This window comes from Shewanella sp. QJM3NY_23, assembly GCF_056173105.1.
This window is the reverse complement of sequence record NZ_CM149657.1, coordinates 1,204,905-1,227,361: the sequence shown is the minus strand read 5'-3', so window position 1 is coordinate 1,227,361 and position 22,457 is coordinate 1,204,905. Positions and strand designations below refer to the sequence as shown.

The window sequence follows — 22,457 nt, the reverse complement described above, 5'->3', positions numbered from 1 at the left end:
TCCTAACTAATGCGCATTAATGTCGAAGAGGCTTGATCCATCTCTTCGGCCGTTTTCATCATCTTGACCTGCATCTCAAACTGACGCTGCAAATCGATTAACGACACCATTTCATCGACAGCATTCACATTGCTGCCCTCAACGGCGCCACTCTCTACAAACACCTGCGCATTGGCAGGTGCGACTTCGCCAGAGATTTGACGGAACAGGCCATCTTCTCCGCGCATTAAATTTTGGTTACCTGGGTTAACGAGCTTGATCCGGCCAACCTCTTCAATCACTTCCGCTGTCGCCCCTAAAGGGCGCACCGAAATAATGCCATCTTGGGCAATTTCTATTTTTTCGATAGGCAGAGGTAATACGATGGGACCGGCATCCCCCATAATGGGATTACCACGGTCGTTTCGCAGCAAGCCGGTGTTATCTATGCTTAAGCTGCCTGAGCGGGTATAGGCTTCGCCACCGTCGGCACTCTGCACGGCAATCCAACCATCGCCTTTGACGGCAACATCCAGATCGCGGCCTGTGGTTTTTAGCGGTCCGCTGGCAAAGTTAGCCGATGGGCTTTCTGTCATCGAAAACACCCGTGTCGGCAAACCTTCACCAAAGGCTTGCATAGAGCGAGATTGTTCTAAGTCTGACTTAAAACCATCGGTATTGGCATTAGCAAGGTTGTTCGCACGTACCGCCAGCGAATTCATATTCTGCTTGGCGCCACTCATGGCGACATAAAGTAATTTATCCACTTGCTGCTCCGTCAATGTTTCAACTAAAACTGTCTTATCACAGTACAAAGCAAGCATCGTGCCAATAGCGAAAATTAATGAAAATGGAAGATCAATGGGATGCGAAGGTAAATAATACGAAAAGAGGAGGAGTTCAACGAAAAGCGGCAGTGTGTTGCCGTTGCGGCAACACACTTAAGTCAACCATTAACGGATCTGGAGTACCGTTTGTTGCAACGTATTATTGACCTCTAAGGTACGCGAGTTAGCCTGGAAGTTACGCTGCGCAGAGATCAAATCAACCAGCTCGGTGGTCAAATCAACGTTGGATTGTTCCAGTGCTGACGAGCGAATACCACCAAAGGTACCGCTATTAGCCTCACCGGCTAACGCTGGGCCTGAATCTAAACTGGCCTTCCACGACGTATTACCCACTTGCGTTAAGCCTTGCTCATTTGAAAAACGTGCCAACGCCACGCGAGCTAACGCTACCGTAGAGCCGTTACTGTAACTGGCATTGATCAGACCATCGGCACCCACTTCAACATTGGTTAAACGGCCAACGGTGGTACCATCTTGGCTCAGCTCTGTCACCTCAAAAGCCGATGAATATTGCGTCGGATTATTAAAATTAAGTGTCAGGGTTTGCGTGCCATCGGTACCAGGGCCTAATACATTAGCCCCGCCGACACCAAGCGTTTCGGTCTGTATTACGGCAGGATCGCTGCCAGTATAAGTGCCAGTATCGTTAAAGGACAATACAGAGCCTTTCCAACCACTGGCACTTTCTGCGTTACCAGTAGCGTCGGCAACGCCATCACCTGTGGTATCACGCCCATAAGTACCTACAGGACCTGCAATATCGACCTGCTTGCCATCGACGGCATAAAACGCCACCCAGTTACTCTCGCCATTGTGCGCCGCTTCAGGTGGGCGCACAAAGTAGGTGGTTAAAATTTGTGGCTCACCTAATGAGTCATATATGGTCACAGATGTTGAATTATTAAAGGTCTCAGGCTTAGTAGGATCGAAATTCGCCGGATCGAGAGTGTCTTCAGCGGCATTAAGGTTCATCTGAATGCCCACATCATTGGTTTTCTGTGGCTGACCTGCCGTGTCCGGAATTTGCACCGGTTTGGTGGTGGTTAAACTCACTGATGTTGAGTTACCGTCTTTATCGACTGGAAATGTCTGTAAGAAGTGACCCGATGAGTTTACTAGGTAATTATTACCATCAACTTTAAATGCACCTGCGCGGGTAAAAGACATATCTTGTGAGCCCACTTCAGATGACGTCACAAAAAAACCACCGCCATTAATCGCCATATCAAGGGCGTTGCTGGTAAATTGCATACTACCTTGATGGAACTGCTGCGCGACTTGCGATGTGGTCACACCGCCACCGACTGTGGTTTTACTGTTAGCAAAAATGGAGTTGGCGTACACGTCGGCAAATTCGGCGCGAGACTCTTTAAAACCAACCGTATTGACGTTGGCAATATTGTTAGCCGTGGTATTAAGATCTTTTTGGGCTGCTGAGATACCGCTCAATGCAATGTTAAATGACATAAATCACCTCATTAAAAATTCTATTCGTTGTCGTGGACGTTATGCCCTAACGTAAGCTTTATCTAGGTTTCAGAGACGGCGAGTACATCACCAATCTTGATACCCCCTATGCCCCTAAGGTTTAAAATTGCGCCGGTACTGGCTGTACCTAATGAGACGCTAGTCACATGAGCGTAGGTCGATACCGCTAGGTCTTCGCTTTTACCATCCACTTTGCCAGAAGCTTTAATCGAGTAATTACCACTCGCCACCGGCTCGCCATTTTTATCTAGCCCATCCCAGCTGACATCAATATTGCCGCCTGCACTGCCATCGACGGTAAAGGTTTTGATTAACTGACCTTTTTCATCTTCGATGCGCACAGTAATGTCATCGATAGCCTCTGGCGTACTGATGATCCCTTTTAATTGCGGATCTTCAGCAGAAATATGGCCAGTATCTGACGGAATAAGCACTTTCTGCCCAACGAGCCCTGAGGCTTGTAGTGCCTGACTCGAGGTCATCACAGCATTAAGGTTGACTATCTCCTCATTGAGCTTGCTGATCCCATCGACGGTCGAAAATGAAGCCATCTGCGCGATCATCTGATCGTTATCCACAGGCTTAAATGGATCTTGCATCGACAACTGTTGACTCAATAAAGAGAAAAAATCATCTTGCGTCAACTGTTGATTATTTGCCTCAGGAATCGATGACTCCTCAGGTAAGCGAATACCATCTAGAAACGGATTTCCCGTAGATTCGGTGATGGCACTCGTTCTGCTGTTTGCTTGCGGTGTGATCTGCCCACTTTGCTTTTCACTGCTCAGGGGAGACTGACTGCTTAACGGATTAATGAGGCTCACTAATTACCTCCTAAGATTTGCCGATTCGCAAAGTCTGTTGCAGCATAGACTTGGCCGCTTCAGCAACTTGTACGTTCATTTGGTACGAACGCGATGCAGAGATCATGTTCGCCATCTCCTCCATCACATTCACATTGGGTTTGTAAATAAAACCGTCGGCATCGGCCAACGGGTGATCAGGAGAATATTCTTTCTGCAGCGGCTTATCACTTTCAACAATGCCCGCCACTTTAACCGACTGTGAGGTTTGTTGTTGATGACTCGCTTTGGCCATTTCCGCTTCAAATACAGGATGACGAGCACGGTAAGTCTGGTCGATGCTACTGGAAACTGAATCGGCATTGGCAATGTTACTTGCCGTGGTATTAAGGCGGATAGATTGCGCCGACATACCCGATCCAGAAACATCAAAGATATTAAATAAGCTCATCATTAATTTCCTTTAAGTGCTTTTTTCAGCCCAGCAAATTTACTGTCAAGAAACCCTAACGACATCTGATACTCTAAGGCGTTTTGCATAAACTCAGATTGCTCTTGCTGAATATCGACGGTATTACCATCACCTGTATCGGGCTGATTTGGCACGCGATAACTCACATGTTGCTGACTTAAAGCCGCTAAATCGAAATGACGTTCGTCACTGCGGCTCATGGCTAAACCACCTTGCCGACTGCGAGCAGCTTGCAGTGCCTTGTCGAAATCGAGATCTTTGGCTTTATAATGAGGGGTATCGGCATTGGCAATGTTAGATGAAATCACCTGCGCACGCGTTGAACGCACACCCAAGGTGAATTGATGCACACCTAATGCTTTATCAAAACTAATCGCCATAAAATTGCCTCCTCATACAGATATCAACAACAAAGCAATTGTTATGCCAAACAAGGGGGAAGAGGATGGGAGTGGTTAATAAAAAACCATAAAGATAAAAAATGCCAGCTTATTGCTGGCATTTTAACTAAATCAGGTAGTAAAGACTAACCACGCTTTTGATAATAGATGCCAGGATTACAGCGCACCATCTCAAACTCTTCGGTTAATCCGGCAATCGACTCCGAAGCGCCAAGAAATAAGATCCCTTTGGGGTTCAAAGCGGCAGCAAATTGCCGCAATATTTTGGCCTTTGCCTCAGGTGCAAAGTAGATGAGTACATTGCGGCAAAATATAATGTCAAATTTACCCAGTAAGGTATAACTTTCAAGCAAATTATGGGCTCTGAAATTCACCAAACGTTTTACATTGTCTTTGACGACCATAGAGCCTGGTGTGGTTGGAGCAAAAAACTGCCGTTTACGCTCATCTGATAAGCCCCGAGCCAGCGCCAAATTATCATATTGCGCCGCTTTACACCTGTCTAACATAGATGGCGATAAATCGGTGGCCAATATCGATGCGCTACCCGGTAATGCCCCTGGTTTACGCTGCTGATATTCTAAAATGGTCATGGCTAACGAATAAGGTTCTTGCCCTGAGGAGCACGCCGCCGACCATATTTTGAGTGGACGCCCTAAACGAGTGTACTCAGGCAATAAGTTATTTGCGAGCAGCTCAAACGGATAACGATCCCTAAACCATAAGGTTTCGTTAGTGGTCATCGCATCGATAACCTCAGCCCTTAACTGCCGCTCCGTCGGCTTCATTGAATGTTTGACCACCTCTGATAATGAAGGAAGGTTATATTTCCCCATTAATGGCGCCAAGCGACTACGAACTAAATACTGCTTATTTTCACCCAGCACGATCCCGCTGTGTTGCTCCAGAAATAATCTAAATTGGTTGTACTCAGCTTCAGCAAGTGATTTATTCGGCACCTAGATATCCCAATCTTATAAAAGTAAAACAGGCTACAACATACACTACTATAGCAAGCATTAAACAGCCAAGCGTTATACATTAGCGAACTCACTGAGACAAGCATAAACTATTCAAAGTTAGGTGCTTGTATGACGACGCTCAATTTACAAGCTAAGGTGCTTATTCACCGCGGCCGCGAGTTCATCTGGATTAAACTTAGCAATAAAATCATTGGCGCCAACTTTTTCGACCATCGCCTGATTAAACACGCCACTGAGTGAAGTATGAAGCACCACCTTAATATCTTTAAGCTTAGGATTGTCCCTAATCTCTGCCGTTAAGGTGTAGCCATCCATCTCTGGCATCTCGATATCAGAAATAATTAATGGGATCTCATGAGCCACATTATCCATATTGGCCGCCATCGCCACCAATTGGTTAAGTGCATCTCGGCCATCTTTAGCGGTATCGATTTGTAGGTTTAATGACTCAAGCGCCCTAATAATTTGTTTACGGGCAACAGTTGAATCATCAATCACCATAATATGATAATGGCGATCTCTATCAATGGTCAGCTTATCATCCACTTCTTGGCTGATCTGCGTCTTAACCGGTGAGATCTCATCGAGGATTTTTTCAACATCAAGGATCTCAACCAGCTCACCTTCAATCTCGGTAACCGCAGTTAAATAAGAATAACGCCCCGCACCCTGTGGCGGTGGCATAATAGCTTCCCAGTTCATGTTGATGATGCGCTCAACAGATTTAACTAAGAACCCCTGTACGCTGCGATTATATTCAGAAATGATAATGAAACACTCGTCGGTGTTTTCAATCGGGCGACCACCCGTCGCTGCACTTAAATCAATCACAGAGATCGTCTTGCCACGAATATGGGCGACACCTCTAACCACAGGATTTAGCTTTGGTAACGCGGTTAATGGAGGGCACTGCAGCACCTCTTTAACTTTAAATACGTTAATGCCAAATCGTTGCCGACCGTTTAATTTGAACAGTAACAGTTCTAGGCGGTTTTGCCCCACGAGTTGGGTGCGTTTATTTACTGAATCAAGAATACTCGACATAATGCCTTTGCCTTGTCAATGCTTCCCCACCCATAGTAACTATAAGTATAGGCATGCTAATTGCTTTAATAAATTTGAATGATAACCAGGCCCAAACTCGTCAAATTTATGACACTAATTTCTATGAAAAAAATGTCTAAAGGTACGGGCCACAACGAAGTATAGGTGCAATCTGGCCGTTCAAGCTAGTCTAATCATTATGAAAGTAAATACTGTGTACTTTTTCATCGCTTTACTCTTCTCTTCCCCAAGTTTCGGCGCGGATGAGCCTAGCGTACCCTCTTTATCGACGATATCACGATTAGCTATAGCGGCAATTGAAAATAAAATTGAAGCCCCTAGTGACGCCAAAGTCAATATTACGCCGCAAAGTTTAGACACTAGGGTTACCCCACCTGTTTGCAGTTCAGCGCTAAGCGTTGAGGTCGCCAGCGATCGCGCAATAGGCCGTAATAACACAGTTAAAGTCAGTTGCGAAACCCCAGAGCTACAATACCCTTGGCAAATTTACATATCGGTAAGAGTCGACATTCTTTACCCTGTGGTTGTGGCCACACAAACCTTGGGGCCAGGCGATCTAATTGACGCAGAGCAGGTGACGCTCGCCTATGTCGAGCAGAGTAATTTACGTGGCCAACAATTTGATGATCCCGCACAGGTCACAGGTACCCGAGTAAAACGTAGAATTGCCGCCAATCAAACCCTGTTTAGCAGTAACCTTTGCTTTGTATGCAAAGGCGACATGGTGTCTATTTTTGCCCGCACGGCCAATTTTGAGATAAAAACTATCGGTGAGGCCTTACGTGATGGTAACTTAGGCGATAGAATTCAGGTTAGAAACAGTAACTCACAGAAAATGGTAGATGCAAACGTTATTGGGGTCGGCGCGGTTGAGGTTAGAATGTAGTACCACGTGGCCCAATCGATGGGCATTTTTTTATTGATCACTACAAAATTCTACTAAAGCTTTAACAGTGAACGCCGATATACAGTTATGTTGATCTCACTAAAGTAACGTTGGAACCTATTATGGCTATAGACGTAAAGCATGTAAATACAAGCACTAACAATCGAGTCGCAACGCCGACAACCGATAAATCATCGGCAAAAAATGAGGCCGTATCGCCCGAAACCACTACGGCTAAAACCGTAAAAAGTGACTCGGTATCAATAACACCTCAGGCGCAACAACTGCAAAGTGCCCAAGCAAAATTGAACAGCTTGCCTGAAATCGACACTAAAAAAGTCGAACAGATCAAAGCGGCTATTGCTGAAGGTCGCTACAAAATTGATGCCGACAAACTGGCCAGTAATATTGCGCAGTTTGAAAATGAACTAAAGGATCTTAATTAAGCTGTTATGAACTCAATAATCGACATCATCGCCAATCAACATACGTTATTAAACGACTTAAAACGCCTTATCGAAGCAGAGAAAGTGGCGCTTATCGCACAAAGTGCCGATGAGTTGCTAAACCTAGCGACAGATAAAGCTAAGTTGTTAGATGAGATCAAAGCGGTCGATGTACGATTATCAGAGCACCCTGACAGCAATAAACTCAGTAGCGATCCTAAGCTACAAAAATTAGTCGAAATTACCAAACAAGTGTTAGCCCAATGTAAGACGCTTAACGCGCAAAATGCCACTTTAATAGAACACAGCATGGCCAGTATTAATCGCTTCTCCCAAGCCTTACAAGCCAGTCGAAACGCATCCAGCCTTACCTACGATGGTAAAGGTAAAACCTCAACAATTTCGACCTTAGGCAATAATCTTAAGGCCTAAGCGGATTCTTTTTACGCTGATGTTACAGCTGACACTAGTTGTGGGCATAAGGTCCGATAATGAGTGTCTAATTAGTCCTCGACCCTATGCGCAATATCTCTGACTACTGTTTTCTTATCACTATCTCATAGCAACTTTTGCTTGGCTCTTTTTATGCACTACAGCGCTCTATTTGATTAACGACAGCACTCTATAATGCTGAGTTATATCAGCGCCTATCTCACCAGCTTGATGCGTTTCCTATGCTGGAAGCGCTGACAAAAGGCACAAAAAAAGCCTCTTAAATAGAGGCTTTAATAATGCGCAATACATAAAGTTATTCAGTAAAACACAAGCAATGTTAATAAGGATACTTTATTAAAAATAAGTCACTTGCTTCACTTTTTGTGGACGATTTTGCTGTTGGTACAAGGCCCACACTTGAGAAAAATCAAGTTCCAGCTCAGTCACATAATGCTCACCCGCCGGGTAACTCTTAACCACTCTGGCGCCGCGTATCACCCCGGTCACCGAAGCTTGAATATTATCATCAGACAACATCCAATCCCTGACTTGGCTCGACGCAGATAACTGCTGGCCGTATACCTGCTCAGCTAACTCACGATAAGCCGCGATTTTGGATGCTTGCATCGCCATTAATACCCGTTGCGACTGCTCTTTGGCCGGTTGTGTCGCTAAGGGGGCGTAGCCGATAGCGGTTAACTTAGGAAACTGCTCAGGCGCTTCTGTTTCCCACTGAATATATCTATCTTGGGAAGCGCAGCCACTTAGTGTCAGCAGTATTGCCATTAACCAGATTCTCATTGCATCTCTCCTACCATTTGCATGTTACCCTGCCCCTGCATGCTGTGACGGATCAACAAGCCTTGCTTAGACTCCACCCGCTCAGACGCCCTAAGATAACCAGGCAATTCAGCCAAGGTGACACTCGCCGAAGCAACTGATACCACACGATTATTGGTTACATTCACAATGCGACTATTGACCACAAGCTCATCAAGCGACAGATTCATGGTCGACACCAAAACATGCTCAACGGGCAAATCGTCCGCAAGCTTACGCCAATCACGACTCAATATAAAATCACCACTGTCGGTCACGCGCACACTTTGTGCCACATTGAGATCGACCAAATTAAATTGATGATCATGCATAGCAGCAATTAAACCTTGCTGTAATTGTAACCCCAAGGGATTAGTGCCACTTAAACTGTCTAACAACACTGGCGTTGTCACCAATAACGGATGCTTAGGCGTGAGTTGATCGTTTTGCCTGACCAGTTCATTGGCCAATTGTTGGCTTAGGTGTAGCACTGCCGATTGAGCAGGCAAAGTATTGCCGCTTGCCAATGACGGCGCAGCAGACTCATTGCTCGCACATCCCCCCAATAGCAATAAAGATGACAAAAATATCGCTGTACGCATTGCTCTGTCCTGTATAACGCTAAGCAAGGCTTAGCCGGAAAAAATGCACATATAAAATGCCGTTTCAATATAAACGCAAGGCTTGGTCGCCGCCCATTTAAGTTAACCGCTAACTATTTAACCGTTGACGGCGCTGATGCATTAACATCACAACCCGGTCGATACTGACGCAGACGATAACTTTGACTATCGCTATGTCACACGACAAATTCGCGGCGGGTTCGACTGGCATAAATTTAAAATGCAAATTATGAGCCAATAGCTAAGTGCTAACCTAATTGCTTATATGGCATACTAAGTATCTCGGGCATCACCAATCGCTGCGAGCGCGATAAGACAATAATCAACGCCAAGGTCATAGCAATAGCCACAATGGTTTACCCGCGGCCTCTTTATCGGCCTCAACACGTCAAGCTTTAACCCCATTAAGCAAGCAATAGTGCCACAAAGTACATACAGGCATGTATATTGCTTACTATGATGCCATCAGGCTAATATCGCCCAACAACCGCTAATACTGTCATCATTTTGGCAGTTAGTGCCGCAGGTTGTAACGCTTCGCATTGTTATTATTGAAAGAGACTTTTACATGAATCGGCTAACCATATCCTTGCTATTGCTCGGTTTAACCCACCTTAATGTGTCAGCACAGTGGATTGAAGCACATGGCGAGGCCAACGTGCTCAACAACAATGTTAATCAGGCACGCGAAGAAGCCATACAACAAGCCTTAAGTGTTATCACCTTACAATCGGGTGGCCAATTTACCAGCCAGCAACAGACGCAAAACGGTCAACTGGTACAAAGCCAGTTTTCTATGTCGAACCAAGCCAACATTGCGCGAGTCGAACTGCTCAGTGAGCGCATCGAAAACCAACAAATCACAGTGACATTAAGAGCCGATGTTATCGATGGCGCAGAGCAACAGTGCCAAGTGGAACCATTAAAAGCCGCCATTTTAGTGCCACAGGCATCGATTGCCGATCGTGCGCAGCTCAGATACGGCAATATCGGTCAATTTGAACAGGCACTATCAGAACGCTTGGGAAACATCATTCAGCAGCGCAGCAATGCCAGCCTTGCCAACGTTCACGCCAACGAACGCCTCGATGTTGAGCAATCGTTAGTCGATGTTCGAGGCTACCGTTTGCCCAGTTGGCTAAGCGACATCACCGACAGTCAATATATCCTACTGCCAGCAATCGTCGATATCTCCACCGATCCCGTTGAAGGCGGATTACTAGGTCTTTGGAATAACTATCCGCAACGGCAATTTTATCTAAAGCTATCGCTGTATCATGGCATCAGTGGTGAGCAAGTTTGGAGCGAGCTATATCATTCATCTGCCCCATGGGAGTTTGAGCGACAAGCCACAGTGCCGGCAAATAGCGCCCGCTTTTGGCATTCCAGCTATGGCCAAAATATTGATGCCGTATTAGCACAAGCCAGTGCAGATATCGATAAAGTGCTTAACTGCAGGCCACTACTCGGACAAATTGTGTCTAAACAAGACAGACGGGTGATCATCAATCTGGGGCGTAATAACGGTATAAAAGTGGGCGACCGTTTTCAAATTGTATTGCAACAAAACTTACCCGATAGGCTCGACAACATGCGCCCAATTGCCGGGGAAACTCGCGCAACGGTCACCATAGATCAAGTCACGCAGCAAAGTGCAACAGCCTTGCTCGAGCCAAAAAATGGGACGCTAAATATACAAGTAAATGACATTGCGATTAAAATTTAGCGGACAAGCGACCACTAATTAAGCAACTAAATCTAAAGCCTTTTCATCGAGATGAAAAACAGTATAATCAACAGCGTCTCCCTATAGCTCAACAGGATAGAGCAGTCGCCTCCTAAGCGATCGATCGGGGTTCGAGTCCCTGTGGGGAGACCAGATAGACCTTTTACTTATAAAATTCAATCGCTTACGATTTTAACAAAATCTGGTGCCGCCCCTGTGCCGCCATAGAACAGGCCTTTTTTAGCACTTTTTGTTATACATTCTCTTGGTATTAGTTGAATAACGCCTGTTTTACTCAGTTAACCTCAGTTGTAGACTTTTCACTCCATTTCTAATAGTTTTGTCTTATTCAAAAACAGGAAAGAAACTACTCAGTCATGGAAGATTTTGATCTAGATATTCCTACAGACAGACAAAAAATAAGGGCATGGCTTCTTAGCTCTATTATTCCTCTAAACGATAAAGAAAACCCTGATCTTGATTCAGAACAAATAACTAGCAATGTTAAAGAAACCGTTGAGAGCTTTACTAACTTTATAGTGAGTGTCCACCAACTTGAAGCCATTGCTGAAGGAAATAGTTCAGAGGAAGATATAGTCAAAGCATTCGCGAAGCACCCTCACAGCTTAAATTTATTAGATGAACTCCATAAAGCACGCAGTGAGAGTTGGGGCAATCTAATTAAAATTTTCTTAGAAATGATGGAAGGCATATATAAACCAGATAAAGCTATAGCAATAGCTCATGCCAATTCACTGATTGAAATCGCCGACCTGTTTTTACCGAATACATCAGAACTGTTCAACGAAAGAGTCCAGCCACTTAAATCAATACTGACACAGCGCATGTCAGAACAACTAACAACCAAGTTGTTTGAGCTTTTCAAAGGCATTCTTTCATGTCAGTTTGCAGGGCTACCTCAACAAGCTAACTTATTAGCTGAATATTTAATAAAGGAGCTAATTTCGCATCAAGATTCTTATGCTGTGCGGATTCGGGAAAATGTGCTCAAAGTACAAGGGGCAATTGAACACTCAAAGAAGGCAGGGAAAAGAGGCGGTAAAAAGACACAGCAAGGCTCTCAACAAACAGCTAAAGATGCTATTGCACTGTTTTTGGCTACTAATGAATATTCTAATTACACGAAAGCTGCTGAAGGTTTATACCCGCAAATCGTCGAACTTGGTAAAAAGCATGGTTTTCAATTTAACAGTGTTATTAACGGTCACAGGACGGTTGTAGACTGGTTTAGATCGACTAAACGCTTTCAAAAAAGAACCAGTTAACAAGCTTTAATCCCCCCTAAATATACACTCAAGCAGCTTAATGTATTTTCAAGCAGCTTGAATGTACATACACACTAATCGTCTGATCATATTGTTAACTCCGAAAGACACACACTAATCGGAGTTAACATGAATACACTACTTACCCCCTCTCAAGTTGCCGAGTTTCTTGGCATCACTATAGGCACCCTATCTGTATGGCGCTGTACTGGCCGCTACCCTCTTAGCTTTATCAAAGTTGGTCGTCGTGTAATGTACCGCCAAAGCGATGTTGAGAACTTTATCAACGGGAGGGTTTATGAACACACTGCTTAAATTCGGCGCTATCGTCATCATTTGCTTTTTATCTCATCTGTGTGGAATGCTTAATGCGACTACCACAATGCTCAAAGCCTCAATCGGCTCCAGCCCGTTAACGGGTACCACAGAGCAATTATCGCCCTTGTACCCGTTAACGGGTACACAGGCCGAAAACTGCGCGCTTGATTCATCTATGTACCCGTTAACGAAACATGAACTCGTTAACGGAACGGATGAAATCAAACCTGTAACCAAGGCTTCGTTACATAACGGGCAGTCGACACCGCAGCTAACAGCACAGAAACCATCAAAACTGCCAGCACCTGAACATGAAACAATCGCTAATACTGAAGGAGGCAAGTAATGGCCGCCTTCACTAACGAGCAAGTTGAGTTCATCCAATGGTTAGCTCAGGGCAATAACATCGATGTCTGTATTGAGATCTGCCCTGACCTTTGCAAAATGACGGGCTTTGAAAGCTATCACGGGCATTTTCAAAAGCGCACCCTTTTTAAACTAAAGGCACTAGGTTTTATCGGTGAGAGTGTCCATTACATAACGGGAATGCGTTGGTTACGTTGCAGCCTTAACCAACGTGGGCTTAATTGGCTGACAGCCCACGCAGAGCAAAGCGGCGATAAAGCGCCTAGCAAGGAGAGCCACCATGCCTAACGTCCATGAACATGATAAGCAATGGCTTAAGGGGCGGCTTGATGGCATCCCCTCATTATTTAGTGATGCAATAATGGATAAGTACAGCAAATTTGCTAAACGAAGAGATGCGAACATCTATGTAAGGGAAACAACTAAGGCAATCGCAAACATTTTAGGTAAAGACCATTCATTTTACAGCATCAACACTAACGACCGAGATCATGCTATTCAAGCAAAACGCCACGCTCGCCGTTGTATAACTCTTGTCAAAAATCTCAATAGCAATTGTCTTATTGAAAAGTACAATTGTGTCATTCGCTATTTGGAGTGTTATCAAATCACCCCAACAAAGCTAACTGACAAGATAATCACAAACCTAAAAGCAGGCACATTATCTGAAAACGAGCAGAAAAAAGTATGGGGAGTATTGTCCAGAGCATTTGATCCTTCTTGGTGGAAACCAAAGCTAAGACGTCAACATAACAAACAAATAGAAACGATCTCTCGCCTGTTAAACCAAGTGAACAAACATCGTGGAATTTACGCTAGTAATATCACGGTCAATAACTTCAAAACTCAATGGCAAAACAACCAAGAGTTATTAGAAAACACCATAGCCACCAATGAGCTTGATTACAGCATGAGTCTTGCTGAACTATCACAGCTCAACGTATCAAATCCTGCCATACGCAAAGCAGAGTTAATGGTTCGCATCCGTGGCTTTGAAGACTATGCCAAACAGATGGGCTATTCCGCTCTATTCCTCACCATGACAACACCGTCGAAGTATCACCGCAGCTATTCTAAATCAGGTGATGAAAACCCTAACTGGAACGGCGCGACACCACTTGACGCGCAAGAATACTTAAATCGTACCTTTCAGCGTATTAGGGCTTCACTCAACCGTGACAAGATCACCCCGTTCGGTTTCCGCATTGCTGAACCGCACCATGACGGCACACCCCATTGGCATCTATTACTGTTTATTCCAACGGAGCAGCAACAAGCCTTAGTCGACACCTTCGAGCAATATTGCCTAGAGGAAGATGGCGACGAGCAAGGCGCAAAGCAGAGGCGCTTTAAGGTCGAATATATTAATCCCGACAAAGGCTCAGCCACTGGCTATGTGGTGAAGTACGTATCTAAAAATATTGACGGTAAAGGCATAGACCACGACTCATACGGCAAAGAAGCAACTTCATCGGCAGTTCGTATCAAAGTATGGGCGTCTTGCTGGGGTATTCGCCAATTCCAACAAATTGGTGGTGTGGGTGTCACTCAATGGCGTGAACTAAGGCGCTTAAGCAAAATCACAGACCAAAGCTTAGATTGGGTAGAGGAAATACGACAGGCCGCAGATAGCTCCAACTGGAACCGTTACACTGAGCTAATGGGCGGAGTATTCTGCAAAAGAGTCGATCAACTCATTAGGCCACTTTATGGCAACGCCAACTCCCTTAGCGCAAAAAGCAAGCAAAATCCTGAAACCATCCAGCAAGAATCCCGAAATTGCGGGAATCACCCTGAAAATTCCGGGATTACATTGCCGGAATCCGGGAATCCAATCCCGGATTCGATTGCCGTATTTCCGGAATTAGTATCGGAATCAGCTCCCGAAAGTTCCGAAAATCAATATAAAGCAACAGCAGATATTAAACATGATCGACTAGAGCTAAAAACCAATCGCTACGGAGATGCACTCATCAAGCAACTCAAAGGCATTGTCTGTTTAGGTGTTGAGATCATCACTCGCGTACACAGCTGGACGATTTCAATGACAACTAAGCCAAAGCCGTTAACTTGGAGTTCTGTCAATAACTGTACCACCCTCGTCACCGAGTCAGATACGATACCAAACCTCGTGACTATCAATCTGATGCCAGAAGATAATCGGTCAGCGGGAAAAAGGAGATTAAATGAAATCGACCTATCAACAAGGTACATGAGTCAAACCGCGACCAGATACTGAACCAACCACCCGATTTACCATTGAATTGATATTGGTCAATTTTATAAAGAAATACTCAAGATATTTTAACCAGCACTGACTATTAATCAGTCAGAGAAAAGAGTAGTATCAAGTCTATTAGTGATACACAACAGCTACTTAAGGACGAGTAATGGATCCATTGTCACAGCTATTTGCAGCCTATCTGGAGATGGTGAGCAATAACATCACCAACGCCTATGTTGATGCGGCAAACACTACCGTCACAGCACAAATGCTCAATTACAAAGGCACCGACATTCGATTCCAGCACTTTCTATGGCAGGTCAAGCAAGAAAGCGTCTGTGCCGACGTTCAGCAGCAAGCTACGTCCTATTCCAAGTGCACCCAGCAAGCCAAAGCCATGTTCACCGATCTATGTGAACAATTATCGGTAACAAAAAAACTCAACTCAAAAGGCCGCAGCTTGTCAAGAATGTACTGCAATGCGTCACTGAACTACAAACCCATGATTGCCACCATAGGTAAACCAATGCAAAAGACCGTACAACAGCTTAAAGAAAAAGAATGTAATCAACTCATTCTTAGAGCAATGCAGGATAATGATCCCGAAGTAGCCAAACAAAGGGACTCAACATGTGCAACATTGAAGTAAACGACATTGATTTATCTAGCAAACGAAATACATTATAGCGACAAGTAAAGCATATAAGAATTTGATTAAATGCAACTTTTTGTTACTAAAGCAACTTTCTAAATGACGTTAAATAAGTCTTATGTTACGTTCAGGTACCATAAATAACTTCAACAAAATCAAAAGTTACTAAACAGCAGGGAAGCTGATACCCACAATCCAAGGGCGGTAGCGTGTCTGAAAGATAAGCGATTGAGCAGTTTCTATCGCTTAGCTGGAACCAAATAGCCTCTAACCCTCTACACGATTCGGAAGCACGTTAAAGGGTAATGAAATGAATTGACATTAGAGCCGCTTACATTCTTTAGCCGCTCTAATACTTGCTAATCTAGCAACTTGTTGCAGATATTTTTTGCTTCGCTGATACATAAAACACCTCCTTTCTTGGAAGGTAGGTCAAGCTTGCAAGGTAAGCTACCTTGTAAGGTTTCACTATTAAAATATTAGAAGCCCTCTCAAATTCAAGCAAGGAGTTAGCTTTGGAAATTGAAATTCATAACTGCAATAACATTGATTATGGGAAGGTCAGCCTAGCTCAAGGTCGCCTTAATATAAAGTATGCAATAAATGGGACTGGAAAAAGTACGCTAGCAAGGGCTATTTGTAAAACTATTAAAGATAGGAATGCTGGGACTAGTGAAATTAATGAGCTTACGCCCTTTAAAGCCATAGGGAACGAAGAGGTAACGCCGAGCATCACTGGGTGTGAGGAATTCCAAAGTGTAAAAGTCTTTGATGAGTCTTACATTAATGAATTCGTATATCAACCAGATGAGCTATTAAAAGGGAGCTTCGACATACTTATTCGTGATGAGAACTATGAAACAGTAATGGGGGAAATTGAAGGGCTTGTTTCAGAAATAAAAAGCCACTTTTCAGATGATCCTGATATTGAAAACCTTATCAATGATTTTAAGGAATTGAGTGATAGTTTTGGCAGGTCAACAAGAAAAGGGATTCACGGCGCTAGTGCCTTGGCAAAAGCATTCAAAGATGGAAATAAGGTTAATAATATTCCTGAAGGTTTAGAGCTGTATAAAGATTTTATTCAAGCTGAAGATAATGTTAAGTGGGTTAAGTGGCAGATTGAAGGGAATCAGTTTGTAGATAGAACAGATAATTGCCCCTACTGCATCAATGAGGTCGTGGAGGTTAAGGACACCATTAAGAGAGTTGGCGAAGTTTACAACTCTAATTCTATTCAAAATTTAAATAAAATAATTAGCGTTTTTAAAAGACTTGAAGATTACTTTACTGAGGAAACTAAAGAAATTATAAATAAGTTCATAAGCACTATAGATGGATATAATGAAGAGCAAATTGCATTTCTGAAAGAAGTTAAAGACCAATCAGACCGATTGAGCTCTAAGTTTAATGAGCTAAAAAATATAGGATTTATTTCATTTAAAGATGTAGATACTGTAGTTGTTCAATTAAAAACATACTTGATCGAACCAAATCTATATGGACATTTGCAGTCAGAAAAAATACTTGGAAAAATCGATCAAGTTAATACGTCTATAAATGAATTAACTGGAAAGGCAGGGATACTGCAAGGGAAGATAGCAATTCAAAAGAGACATATTCAACAGCTAGTTACAGAGAATAAATCCAGTATTAACTCCTTCTTAAAAAATGCTGGCTACAAGTATGAGGTTGATCTACAAGAGGATGAAAGTGGGCATCATCGTTTGAAATTGCTGCATACCGAGCTGAATGATAGCGAAGTGACAGAGGTTCGTAATAGATTGAGTTATGGGGAGTGTAATGCGTTTGCTTTAGTATTGTTTATGTTTGACGCAGTGAAAGCTGCCCCTGATTTAATAGTACTGGACGACCCTATATCTTCCTTCGATAAAAACAAGAAATACGCAATTATTGAGATGCTTTTTTGTCGAGAGCGGAATTTTAGTGGTAATTTCAGAGGTAAAACAGTCCTGCTTCTTAGTCATGACTTTGAGCCAATTGTCGATATGATATTTCATCATGGTGTAAGATTTGATCAGCCTTCAGCTTCTTTTATTGAAAATAGGCTAGGGCTACTTAACGAGATTGAAGTGAGGAAGTCAGATATTCAAACGTTTATGGATATTAACACACAGAATATTCGAGCTTCTGAAAACGTAATTGAAAAACTGGTTTACTTACGACGTACATATGAAGTAATGAATGTTAAAGGTATGGCGTACCAGTTGCTTTCAAATATATTCCATAAAAGAGATATACCTTTGATTTTTACAGTTCAAGATGATGGTGAGATATCAGAAAGACATATGTCCAACGATGAAGTAACTGAAGCTAACACGGAAATAACAGCTCATATTCCTGAATTTAATTACTCAACTCTAGTTGAGATGATTAAGAACGATGAGGCAATGAAACGTCTTTATAGAGAGTCAACTAATAACTACGAAAAGCTTCATTTATACAGAATAATTTTTGACGGCACAGAAGACGATATTGCAGCAAGCACAATCCAAAAATTTATAAACCAGTCGTTTCATATTGAAAACGACTATATTTACCAGCTTAACCCAGCAAAATATCAAACTGTTCCTCAGTATGTTATTGATGAATGCGATGCTCTTATTGGTGTCTAGAAATGTTTCGAACAAGCGCATGCCGTCGGACTGGTTTACCGCTGCGCTCCAACCAGCCGAAAATTCGGGCGTTATAACGCTTTATCCAATATGGTGTATTGGTGCTCTTTGTTTAACAAACTGGTAAATATAATGAAGAAAGTTATTTGGTTGATCATCGCCTCGACGGTTATAACATTAGGTCTTATTTCTTTTTATGGTGTGGTAGTTACGGCAACCATTGAACGAGATGGCGCTAATAATAGGTGTCCACTTTCCGCACCTATATTCGTAAAAGTTGAAAATAATACATTTTCAACGATACGTGACGTGACTTTCGATCTGGAAATGTTCAAAGATGGTCGTTCCAAGAACGTTCTGACTGGAAGCCTAAATCGAGTCTTTGATATTGTAATTGATCCATTTTCATCTGAAGCAAGGTGCTTTTCTGACAGCTATATTAAGTCCATTATTGAACCAAATCCTGTTGATTTTTCGACGGCAACGAGCAAAGAAGCAGCATCTTCATCTATTGAGTCGATAAAGAACTTTCGAGATTTTGAAGGCACACATGCAGTTTACATTTCAAATATAGAAGCATCATATCTTAAATAGAACCGTGTTATCAGCGCTATAGCAAGAAGTTAGGTTTCATCAGTTTCATAATTCACCACAAGGAGAATGACAAGTATGTTGTATGCAAGTGAGTTCAGTGAAATTACGCAAAGTGTAAATAATAATGATGCGCTTAAAGCTAGAATTCTTGATTTAATCCAAGATGAGCCTGTACCGGGTAAAGTCATGGAAGGAGAAGGCAGGCTTGAGAACCTCAAAGATATTCTTACAAATTATTTCAATGGATCAATCGACCTATCTCAAGCAATCTCTGATGTAGAGTTCAGGTTACCAAGGCATTACAGCCCATATGAGCATAATAACCAAGTGTTCCCGCACCGATGGGCTGAAAGGCTTATAAGAACAAGTATTAGTCGCTTCTATAATCAAGCTGTGCTTACTGAAATCGTTGATTCTGGTGGTACAGAGTGCTTTATTGACCATAGCTCCTCTGAAGGTTCAGATTCTAATTGTTCAAGATTACTCGCAGGTAGTAGACAAAGTGCTTCTGATATGCTAACTCGTTTAACAAGTGCGTACCGAGACGGTAACTGGAGCAAGGAAGTTAAAATACCCGACCATCCGTATTGCACGCACACTGTACAACCAGTCTAAAACAATACTAGTCATTACAGGTGACGCCTACGCGCACCTGAATGAGGCTTTTAAATTCTTCCCATCAACTCTCGCCGCTCATCCGGCGAGAGTTCTCCTATCTCCTTCTCCAATCTATCCACCTTGGATTCTTTTAAATCAGGCCCTAGCAACTGAGCTGTGGTGATACCAAGCTCAGCCCTCACCTGCTCAACATCTAAGTGGGCATAAGTGCTGGCGGTAATACTGACTCATGCTTAGATCTCTGCCTAACGGCAGTTGACTATGACCTAGTAGCTTATTGGTGGTTTACATCAAGAAATAGAATACTTCCCCACGCATCACGCTCCAAGTTGCAATGGTTCGCCTTAAATCGTGAATAGTGACATTATCGCAGGCACTCCGGTCAAGATTTGTTAATTTTAAATAAAGTAAATTTAAAATCTTGACGGAAATGAAATTATTCAATATTCTGAGCTCAACGTATTTCTATGAGAGGTGCGTGGGGTAATGAGCCCTGAGTCCCAGCTCTATTCAACAATCACTTTAATTTGAAGTTTTTGACACTCCTTTTTCAGTCAAAATATATTCTGCAAGTAACTGGGATAAACAGAATTAATGACGATTTAAGGATTAGTATGAAAATTTTAGATAAATCTCAGTTTAACGCCCTGTCTAAATGTTTACAGTATATGCTTTTAGCAGAACGTCGTAGATGTTCAATCAAAAACAGTCGCTGTAAAGAGTTACTCGCAATCATGCAAGGTTTTAATACTGCAAATGGATTGCTTTGTTCATTACCATTAGATTTTGATTTATCTAATGAATCTGTCAACAGGTTAGTTACAGAACTCCAGTCTAAGCACCAATTTAAATTAGTAAATCAAAACGATTTTATTGTAAAACTAGCCAAACATTTTGAGCTTTGTGCAGTGAATAATCATAAATTCGTAACTCCATTTCTTAGTGACTATTCAGCATTATCAGATAATTTAAATAGCCCACTTTTATTCAATGATCTTGAAGATTTGAAGATAGGAGTTCCCTGCATAACATTTCTGCTGGAAGAACGGTTTATTTACCCAAACGTCATTCAAGATTTAGGTGGTCTCGAAATACTTAAGTCGTCTAAGCAGCACGGGATAAATCCAACATTTCTTATATCAACCAAGCCAACCATGAACGAATTAAAGGAAGTTTTGGCATCGAAGGAAGTTAGTGAATTATTTCTTGTAATCGAAGGCGGCTTTAGTGTAACTACTGATAAAAAATTAGGTATGCGTTTTGGCCAACTTAACGAAGATGCTAAATTAGCTAAGGATACCCTACAAAATTATTTTACGGATAAATTTGGACAACCCGCTTCCGTCGAAATTAGGCTTTGATAGATTTTCCATCAAGTTAGTATCTTTTGTAAAAGCTCTTGTCTTTCATTAGGCGAGAGCTGTTCTATTTCCCTCAGCAACCTATCCACCTTGGATTCTTTTAAATCAGTCCCTAGCAATTGCGCCGTGGTGATGCCAAGCTGCGCCCTTACCTGCTCAATATCAAGATGAGCATAGGTGCTAGCAGTGATACTGATATCACTATGCCCTAAAAGTTTACTGGTGGTTTGGATGTTTCCGCCGCGCATCACGCTCCAACTGGCTATGGTTCGGCGCAGATCATGAATGGTAACGCTCTCGCCTTTTTTCTCACTCCGCAAGCCAGCCCGTTCGGTGATGCGCCACCAGAAACTGCCCTTGCCCGACTTTTCAGTGATGTGACCTGACAGGCTTTTGCTTGCAGGAAAAACATATTTCTCACCTCGCTTAGCCTCACTACTTCGGCGCTCAAGAATCTCCATCACCTCTTTGGTTAATGGCACCGCATGAGGCTTTTTTACTTTCATCTTAGTGGTGGGGATAAGCCAGATACCACGCTGATGCTCGATCTCCTTCCACTCCATACTGAACACGCAGCTCTTACGTTGACCAGTTAGCAGTAGCGTCATGACCACATCACGGTAAATGGCTTCTTCACTGTTGAGCGCCTCAAGCAAGTTTTTAACTTCCAACTGACTCAAAATGCGTTCACGTTTGGTATCGGCCAGTTTTTTGATTTTGGCAAAGGGATTAGTTTGCTGTTCGGCAAACATCGACTTAAGCAAGGTTAAACACTTATTGCGCACTGACACAGAGCGTTTAGTTAAAATCAGTTTTAACAGGTTGCTGGCTTCTTGCTCAGTGAGCTTATCGATAGGCAAATGGCCGATTCGTGTTTGTAGATGGGTTCGCCATGTGGCGCGAATATCTTGTAAGGATTTTTGACGCCGCTCGCCCGATTTTATCTTTAACTCAAATTCCACTTCAAAAACGTCAAACAATTGCTGCACCGACATTGAAAGCGCACGCTCAAGCTCTGCATCCAGCTTCTGCTGGCGTTTCACCTCATTGGGGTTCTGACCTTCGGCCAATTCTGATGCGTGTTTTGCGGCGAGTTTACGGGCGTTTTCTATTGTAATTGTTGGGAAGTGCCCTATAGTAATTGTGACGTCTCGACCTAAGCGCTTGCGGCGAAAGCGAAAAATAGTTTTTCCAGACGGCAAAACATCTAAAAATAACCCTTTAATTGAGTCTCTAAGGCCAATATCGTGGATTCTATACCGTTTTTGGGGTGTTTTTAGCTGTTCTAAACTACGTTTTGTGAAAGGTATTTCAGTGTTCATAATGACTTACCTGTAAATCTGGTGCCGCCCCTGTGCCGCCATAGGGATTAATTTTAACCAATTTACAGTAATTTCTGTTAATGTCAAAAACACCAAAAGACAACTT

The 22,457-nt window shown here is 42.9% G+C and carries 24 protein-coding genes and 1 tRNA gene; 15 read left to right on the top strand and 10 right to left on the bottom strand.

The window, feature by feature from the left end; genetic code table 11:
• Positions 1-2: 2 nt before the first annotated feature.
• The 7 genes from flgF to AC0VXX_RS05555 all read right to left on the bottom strand — a co-directional run bounded on the left by flgF (position 3) and on the right by AC0VXX_RS05555 (position 6,018).
• The gene (gene flgF / locus AC0VXX_RS05585; RefSeq protein ID WP_475516280.1) at positions 3-746 is read right to left on the bottom strand and encodes a flagellar basal-body rod protein FlgF; all 744 of its coding nucleotides are present in this window, start codon (positions 744-746) and stop codon (positions 3-5) included.
• Between the two features lie 186 nt (positions 747-932).
• Positions 933-2,294 carry a flagellar hook protein FlgE gene (gene flgE, locus AC0VXX_RS05580; RefSeq protein WP_475516279.1) on the bottom strand — a complete coding sequence of 454 codons (1,362 nt, stop codon included), beginning with the start codon at positions 2,292-2,294 and terminating at the stop codon, positions 933-935.
• A gap of 62 nt (positions 2,295-2,356) precedes the next feature.
• Positions 2,357-3,139, bottom strand: coding sequence for a flagellar hook assembly protein FlgD (flgD, locus tag AC0VXX_RS05575; RefSeq protein WP_475516278.1), 783 nt, complete (start codon positions 3,137-3,139; stop codon positions 2,357-2,359).
• A gap of 10 nt (positions 3,140-3,149) precedes the next feature.
• The gene (gene flgC, locus AC0VXX_RS05570) at positions 3,150-3,569 is read right to left on the bottom strand and encodes a flagellar basal body rod protein FlgC (RefSeq protein ID WP_110456390.1); all 420 of its coding nucleotides are present in this window, start codon (positions 3,567-3,569) and stop codon (positions 3,150-3,152) included.
• Between the two features lie 2 nt (positions 3,570-3,571).
• On the bottom strand, positions 3,572-3,970 hold the full coding sequence (gene flgB / locus AC0VXX_RS05565) for a flagellar basal body rod protein FlgB (RefSeq protein ID WP_110456391.1): 399 nt from the start codon (positions 3,968-3,970) through the stop codon (positions 3,572-3,574).
• 146 nt (positions 3,971-4,116) lie between these two features.
• A complete protein-coding gene (locus AC0VXX_RS05560) occupies positions 4,117-4,950 on the bottom strand; it encodes a CheR family methyltransferase (protein ID WP_475516277.1) in 834 nt (277 codons plus the stop codon).
• 147 nt (positions 4,951-5,097) lie between these two features.
• Positions 5,098-6,018: a chemotaxis protein CheV gene (locus AC0VXX_RS05555; RefSeq protein ID WP_475516276.1), complete on the bottom strand. Its 921-nt coding sequence runs from the start codon at positions 6,016-6,018 to the stop codon at positions 5,098-5,100.
• A gap of 199 nt (positions 6,019-6,217) precedes the next feature.
• Here AC0VXX_RS05555 and flgA point away from each other — a divergent pair, with 199 nt between their 5' ends.
• The 3 genes from flgA to AC0VXX_RS05540 all read left to right on the top strand — a co-directional run bounded on the left by flgA (position 6,218) and on the right by AC0VXX_RS05540 (position 7,803).
• A complete protein-coding gene (flgA, locus tag AC0VXX_RS05550) occupies positions 6,218-6,925 on the top strand; it encodes a flagellar basal body P-ring formation chaperone FlgA (protein WP_475516275.1) in 708 nt (235 codons plus the stop codon).
• 122 nt (positions 6,926-7,047) lie between these two features.
• The gene (flgM, locus tag AC0VXX_RS05545; protein WP_475516274.1) at positions 7,048-7,371 is read left to right on the top strand and encodes a flagellar biosynthesis anti-sigma factor FlgM; all 324 of its coding nucleotides are present in this window, start codon (positions 7,048-7,050) and stop codon (positions 7,369-7,371) included.
• Between the two features lie 6 nt (positions 7,372-7,377).
• A complete protein-coding gene (locus tag AC0VXX_RS05540; RefSeq protein ID WP_475516273.1) occupies positions 7,378-7,803 on the top strand; it encodes a flagella synthesis protein FlgN in 426 nt (141 codons plus the stop codon).
• 357 nt (positions 7,804-8,160) lie between these two features.
• Here AC0VXX_RS05540 and AC0VXX_RS05535 read toward each other — a convergent pair whose 3' ends face one another.
• Both AC0VXX_RS05535 and AC0VXX_RS05530 read right to left on the bottom strand, forming a co-directional pair.
• The gene (locus tag AC0VXX_RS05535; RefSeq protein WP_475516272.1) at positions 8,161-8,607 is read right to left on the bottom strand and encodes an LPP20 family lipoprotein; all 447 of its coding nucleotides are present in this window, start codon (positions 8,605-8,607) and stop codon (positions 8,161-8,163) included.
• Positions 8,604-9,227 (bottom strand): FlgO family outer membrane protein, encoded by a 624-nt coding sequence (locus tag AC0VXX_RS05530; protein WP_475516271.1) that lies wholly within the window; start codon positions 9,225-9,227, stop codon positions 8,604-8,606. Before AC0VXX_RS05530 ends, AC0VXX_RS05535 begins: the two co-directional genes overlap by 4 nt.
• Before the next feature lie 589 nt (positions 9,228-9,816).
• Between AC0VXX_RS05530 and AC0VXX_RS05525 the strand changes: the two genes are divergently transcribed.
• The 12 genes from AC0VXX_RS05525 (at position 9,817) to AC0VXX_RS05470 (ending at position 21,029) form a co-directional block, all read left to right on the top strand.
• Complete coding sequence (locus AC0VXX_RS05525) at positions 9,817-10,974, top strand: flagellar assembly protein T N-terminal domain-containing protein (RefSeq protein WP_475516270.1); 1,158 nt, start codon at positions 9,817-9,819, stop codon at positions 10,972-10,974.
• 77 nt (positions 10,975-11,051) lie between these two features.
• Positions 11,052-11,127: transfer RNA gene (locus AC0VXX_RS05520), tRNA-Arg, on the top strand.
• Between the two features lie 224 nt (positions 11,128-11,351).
• Positions 11,352-12,260 carry a hypothetical protein gene (locus AC0VXX_RS05515; RefSeq protein ID WP_475516269.1) on the top strand — a complete coding sequence of 303 codons (909 nt, stop codon included), beginning with the start codon at positions 11,352-11,354 and terminating at the stop codon, positions 12,258-12,260.
• 129 nt (positions 12,261-12,389) lie between these two features.
• Positions 12,390-12,575 (top strand): helix-turn-helix domain-containing protein, encoded by a 186-nt coding sequence (locus AC0VXX_RS05510; protein ID WP_394229094.1) that lies wholly within the window; start codon positions 12,390-12,392, stop codon positions 12,573-12,575.
• On the top strand, positions 12,559-12,924 hold the full coding sequence (locus AC0VXX_RS05505) for a hypothetical protein (protein WP_475516268.1): 366 nt from the start codon (positions 12,559-12,561) through the stop codon (positions 12,922-12,924). The genes AC0VXX_RS05510 and AC0VXX_RS05505 overlap by 17 nt, the downstream gene beginning before the upstream one ends.
• Positions 12,924-13,232 (top strand): hypothetical protein, encoded by a 309-nt coding sequence (locus tag AC0VXX_RS05500; RefSeq protein WP_475516267.1) that lies wholly within the window; start codon positions 12,924-12,926, stop codon positions 13,230-13,232. Before AC0VXX_RS05505 ends, AC0VXX_RS05500 begins: the two co-directional genes overlap by 1 nt.
• Positions 13,225-15,183: a replication endonuclease gene (locus AC0VXX_RS05495; protein ID WP_475516266.1), complete on the top strand. Its 1,959-nt coding sequence runs from the start codon at positions 13,225-13,227 to the stop codon at positions 15,181-15,183. Before AC0VXX_RS05500 ends, AC0VXX_RS05495 begins: the two co-directional genes overlap by 8 nt.
• Positions 15,184-15,334: 151 nt before the next feature.
• A complete protein-coding gene (locus AC0VXX_RS05490) occupies positions 15,335-15,817 on the top strand; it encodes a hypothetical protein (RefSeq protein ID WP_475516265.1) in 483 nt (160 codons plus the stop codon).
• A gap of 518 nt (positions 15,818-16,335) precedes the next feature.
• The gene (locus AC0VXX_RS05485; protein ID WP_475516264.1) at positions 16,336-18,456 is read left to right on the top strand and encodes a hypothetical protein; all 2,121 of its coding nucleotides are present in this window, start codon (positions 16,336-16,338) and stop codon (positions 18,454-18,456) included.
• A 132-nt stretch (positions 18,457-18,588) separates the two neighbouring features.
• Positions 18,589-19,050: a hypothetical protein gene (locus tag AC0VXX_RS05480; RefSeq protein ID WP_475516263.1), complete on the top strand. Its 462-nt coding sequence runs from the start codon at positions 18,589-18,591 to the stop codon at positions 19,048-19,050.
• 75 nt (positions 19,051-19,125) lie between these two features.
• The gene (locus AC0VXX_RS05475; RefSeq protein WP_475516262.1) at positions 19,126-19,665 is read left to right on the top strand and encodes a hypothetical protein; all 540 of its coding nucleotides are present in this window, start codon (positions 19,126-19,128) and stop codon (positions 19,663-19,665) included.
• Between the two features lie 617 nt (positions 19,666-20,282).
• Positions 20,283-21,029 (top strand): hypothetical protein, encoded by a 747-nt coding sequence (locus tag AC0VXX_RS05470; protein WP_475516261.1) that lies wholly within the window; start codon positions 20,283-20,285, stop codon positions 21,027-21,029.
• 11 nt (positions 21,030-21,040) lie between these two features.
• On the opposite strand, the gene AC0VXX_RS05465 is transcribed toward AC0VXX_RS05470, so the two are convergent.
• Positions 21,041-22,351 (bottom strand): tyrosine-type recombinase/integrase, encoded by a 1,311-nt coding sequence (locus AC0VXX_RS05465; protein WP_475516260.1) that lies wholly within the window; start codon positions 22,349-22,351, stop codon positions 21,041-21,043.
• Between the last annotated feature and the right edge of the window lie 106 nt (positions 22,352-22,457).

Bases quoted from the DNA above. Each gene is read 5' to 3' on its own strand.
- AC0VXX_RS05505 (WP_475516268.1), top strand. From the start codon at position 12,559: ATGAACACACTGCTTAAATTCGGCGCTATCGTCATCATTTGCTTTTTA.
- AC0VXX_RS05525 (WP_475516270.1), top strand. From the start codon at position 9,817: ATGAATCGGCTAACCATATCCTTGCTATTGCTCGGTTTAACCCACCTT.
- AC0VXX_RS05500 (WP_475516267.1), top strand. From the start codon at position 12,924: ATGGCCGCCTTCACTAACGAGCAAGTTGAGTTCATCCAATGGTTAGCT.
- flgA (WP_475516275.1), top strand. From the start codon at position 6,218: ATGAAAGTAAATACTGTGTACTTTTTCATCGCTTTACTCTTCTCTTCC.
- flgM (WP_475516274.1), top strand. From the start codon at position 7,048: ATGGCTATAGACGTAAAGCATGTAAATACAAGCACTAACAATCGAGTC.
- AC0VXX_RS05515 (WP_475516269.1), top strand. From the start codon at position 11,352: ATGGAAGATTTTGATCTAGATATTCCTACAGACAGACAAAAAATAAGG.
- flgC (WP_110456390.1), bottom strand. From the start codon at position 3,569: ATGAGCTTATTTAATATCTTTGATGTTTCTGGATCGGGTATGTCGGCG.
- flgB (WP_110456391.1), bottom strand. From the start codon at position 3,970: ATGGCGATTAGTTTTGATAAAGCATTAGGTGTGCATCAATTCACCTTG.
- flgE (WP_475516279.1), bottom strand. From the start codon at position 2,294: ATGTCATTTAACATTGCATTGAGCGGTATCTCAGCAGCCCAAAAAGAT.
- AC0VXX_RS05510 (WP_394229094.1), top strand. From the start codon at position 12,390: ATGAATACACTACTTACCCCCTCTCAAGTTGCCGAGTTTCTTGGCATC.
- AC0VXX_RS05540 (WP_475516273.1), top strand. From the start codon at position 7,378: ATGAACTCAATAATCGACATCATCGCCAATCAACATACGTTATTAAAC.
- AC0VXX_RS05535 (WP_475516272.1), bottom strand. From the start codon at position 8,607: ATGAGAATCTGGTTAATGGCAATACTGCTGACACTAAGTGGCTGCGCT.
- AC0VXX_RS05465 (WP_475516260.1), bottom strand. From the start codon at position 22,351: ATGAACACTGAAATACCTTTCACAAAACGTAGTTTAGAACAGCTAAAA.
- AC0VXX_RS05530 (WP_475516271.1), bottom strand. From the start codon at position 9,227: ATGCGTACAGCGATATTTTTGTCATCTTTATTGCTATTGGGGGGATGT.
- AC0VXX_RS05495 (WP_475516266.1), top strand. From the start codon at position 13,225: ATGCCTAACGTCCATGAACATGATAAGCAATGGCTTAAGGGGCGGCTT.
- AC0VXX_RS05475 (WP_475516262.1), top strand. From the start codon at position 19,126: ATGTTGTATGCAAGTGAGTTCAGTGAAATTACGCAAAGTGTAAATAAT.
- AC0VXX_RS05490 (WP_475516265.1), top strand. From the start codon at position 15,335: ATGGATCCATTGTCACAGCTATTTGCAGCCTATCTGGAGATGGTGAGC.
- AC0VXX_RS05480 (WP_475516263.1), top strand. From the start codon at position 18,589: ATGAAGAAAGTTATTTGGTTGATCATCGCCTCGACGGTTATAACATTA.
- AC0VXX_RS05470 (WP_475516261.1), top strand. From the start codon at position 20,283: ATGAAAATTTTAGATAAATCTCAGTTTAACGCCCTGTCTAAATGTTTA.
- AC0VXX_RS05555 (WP_475516276.1), bottom strand. From the start codon at position 6,018: ATGTCGAGTATTCTTGATTCAGTAAATAAACGCACCCAACTCGTGGGG.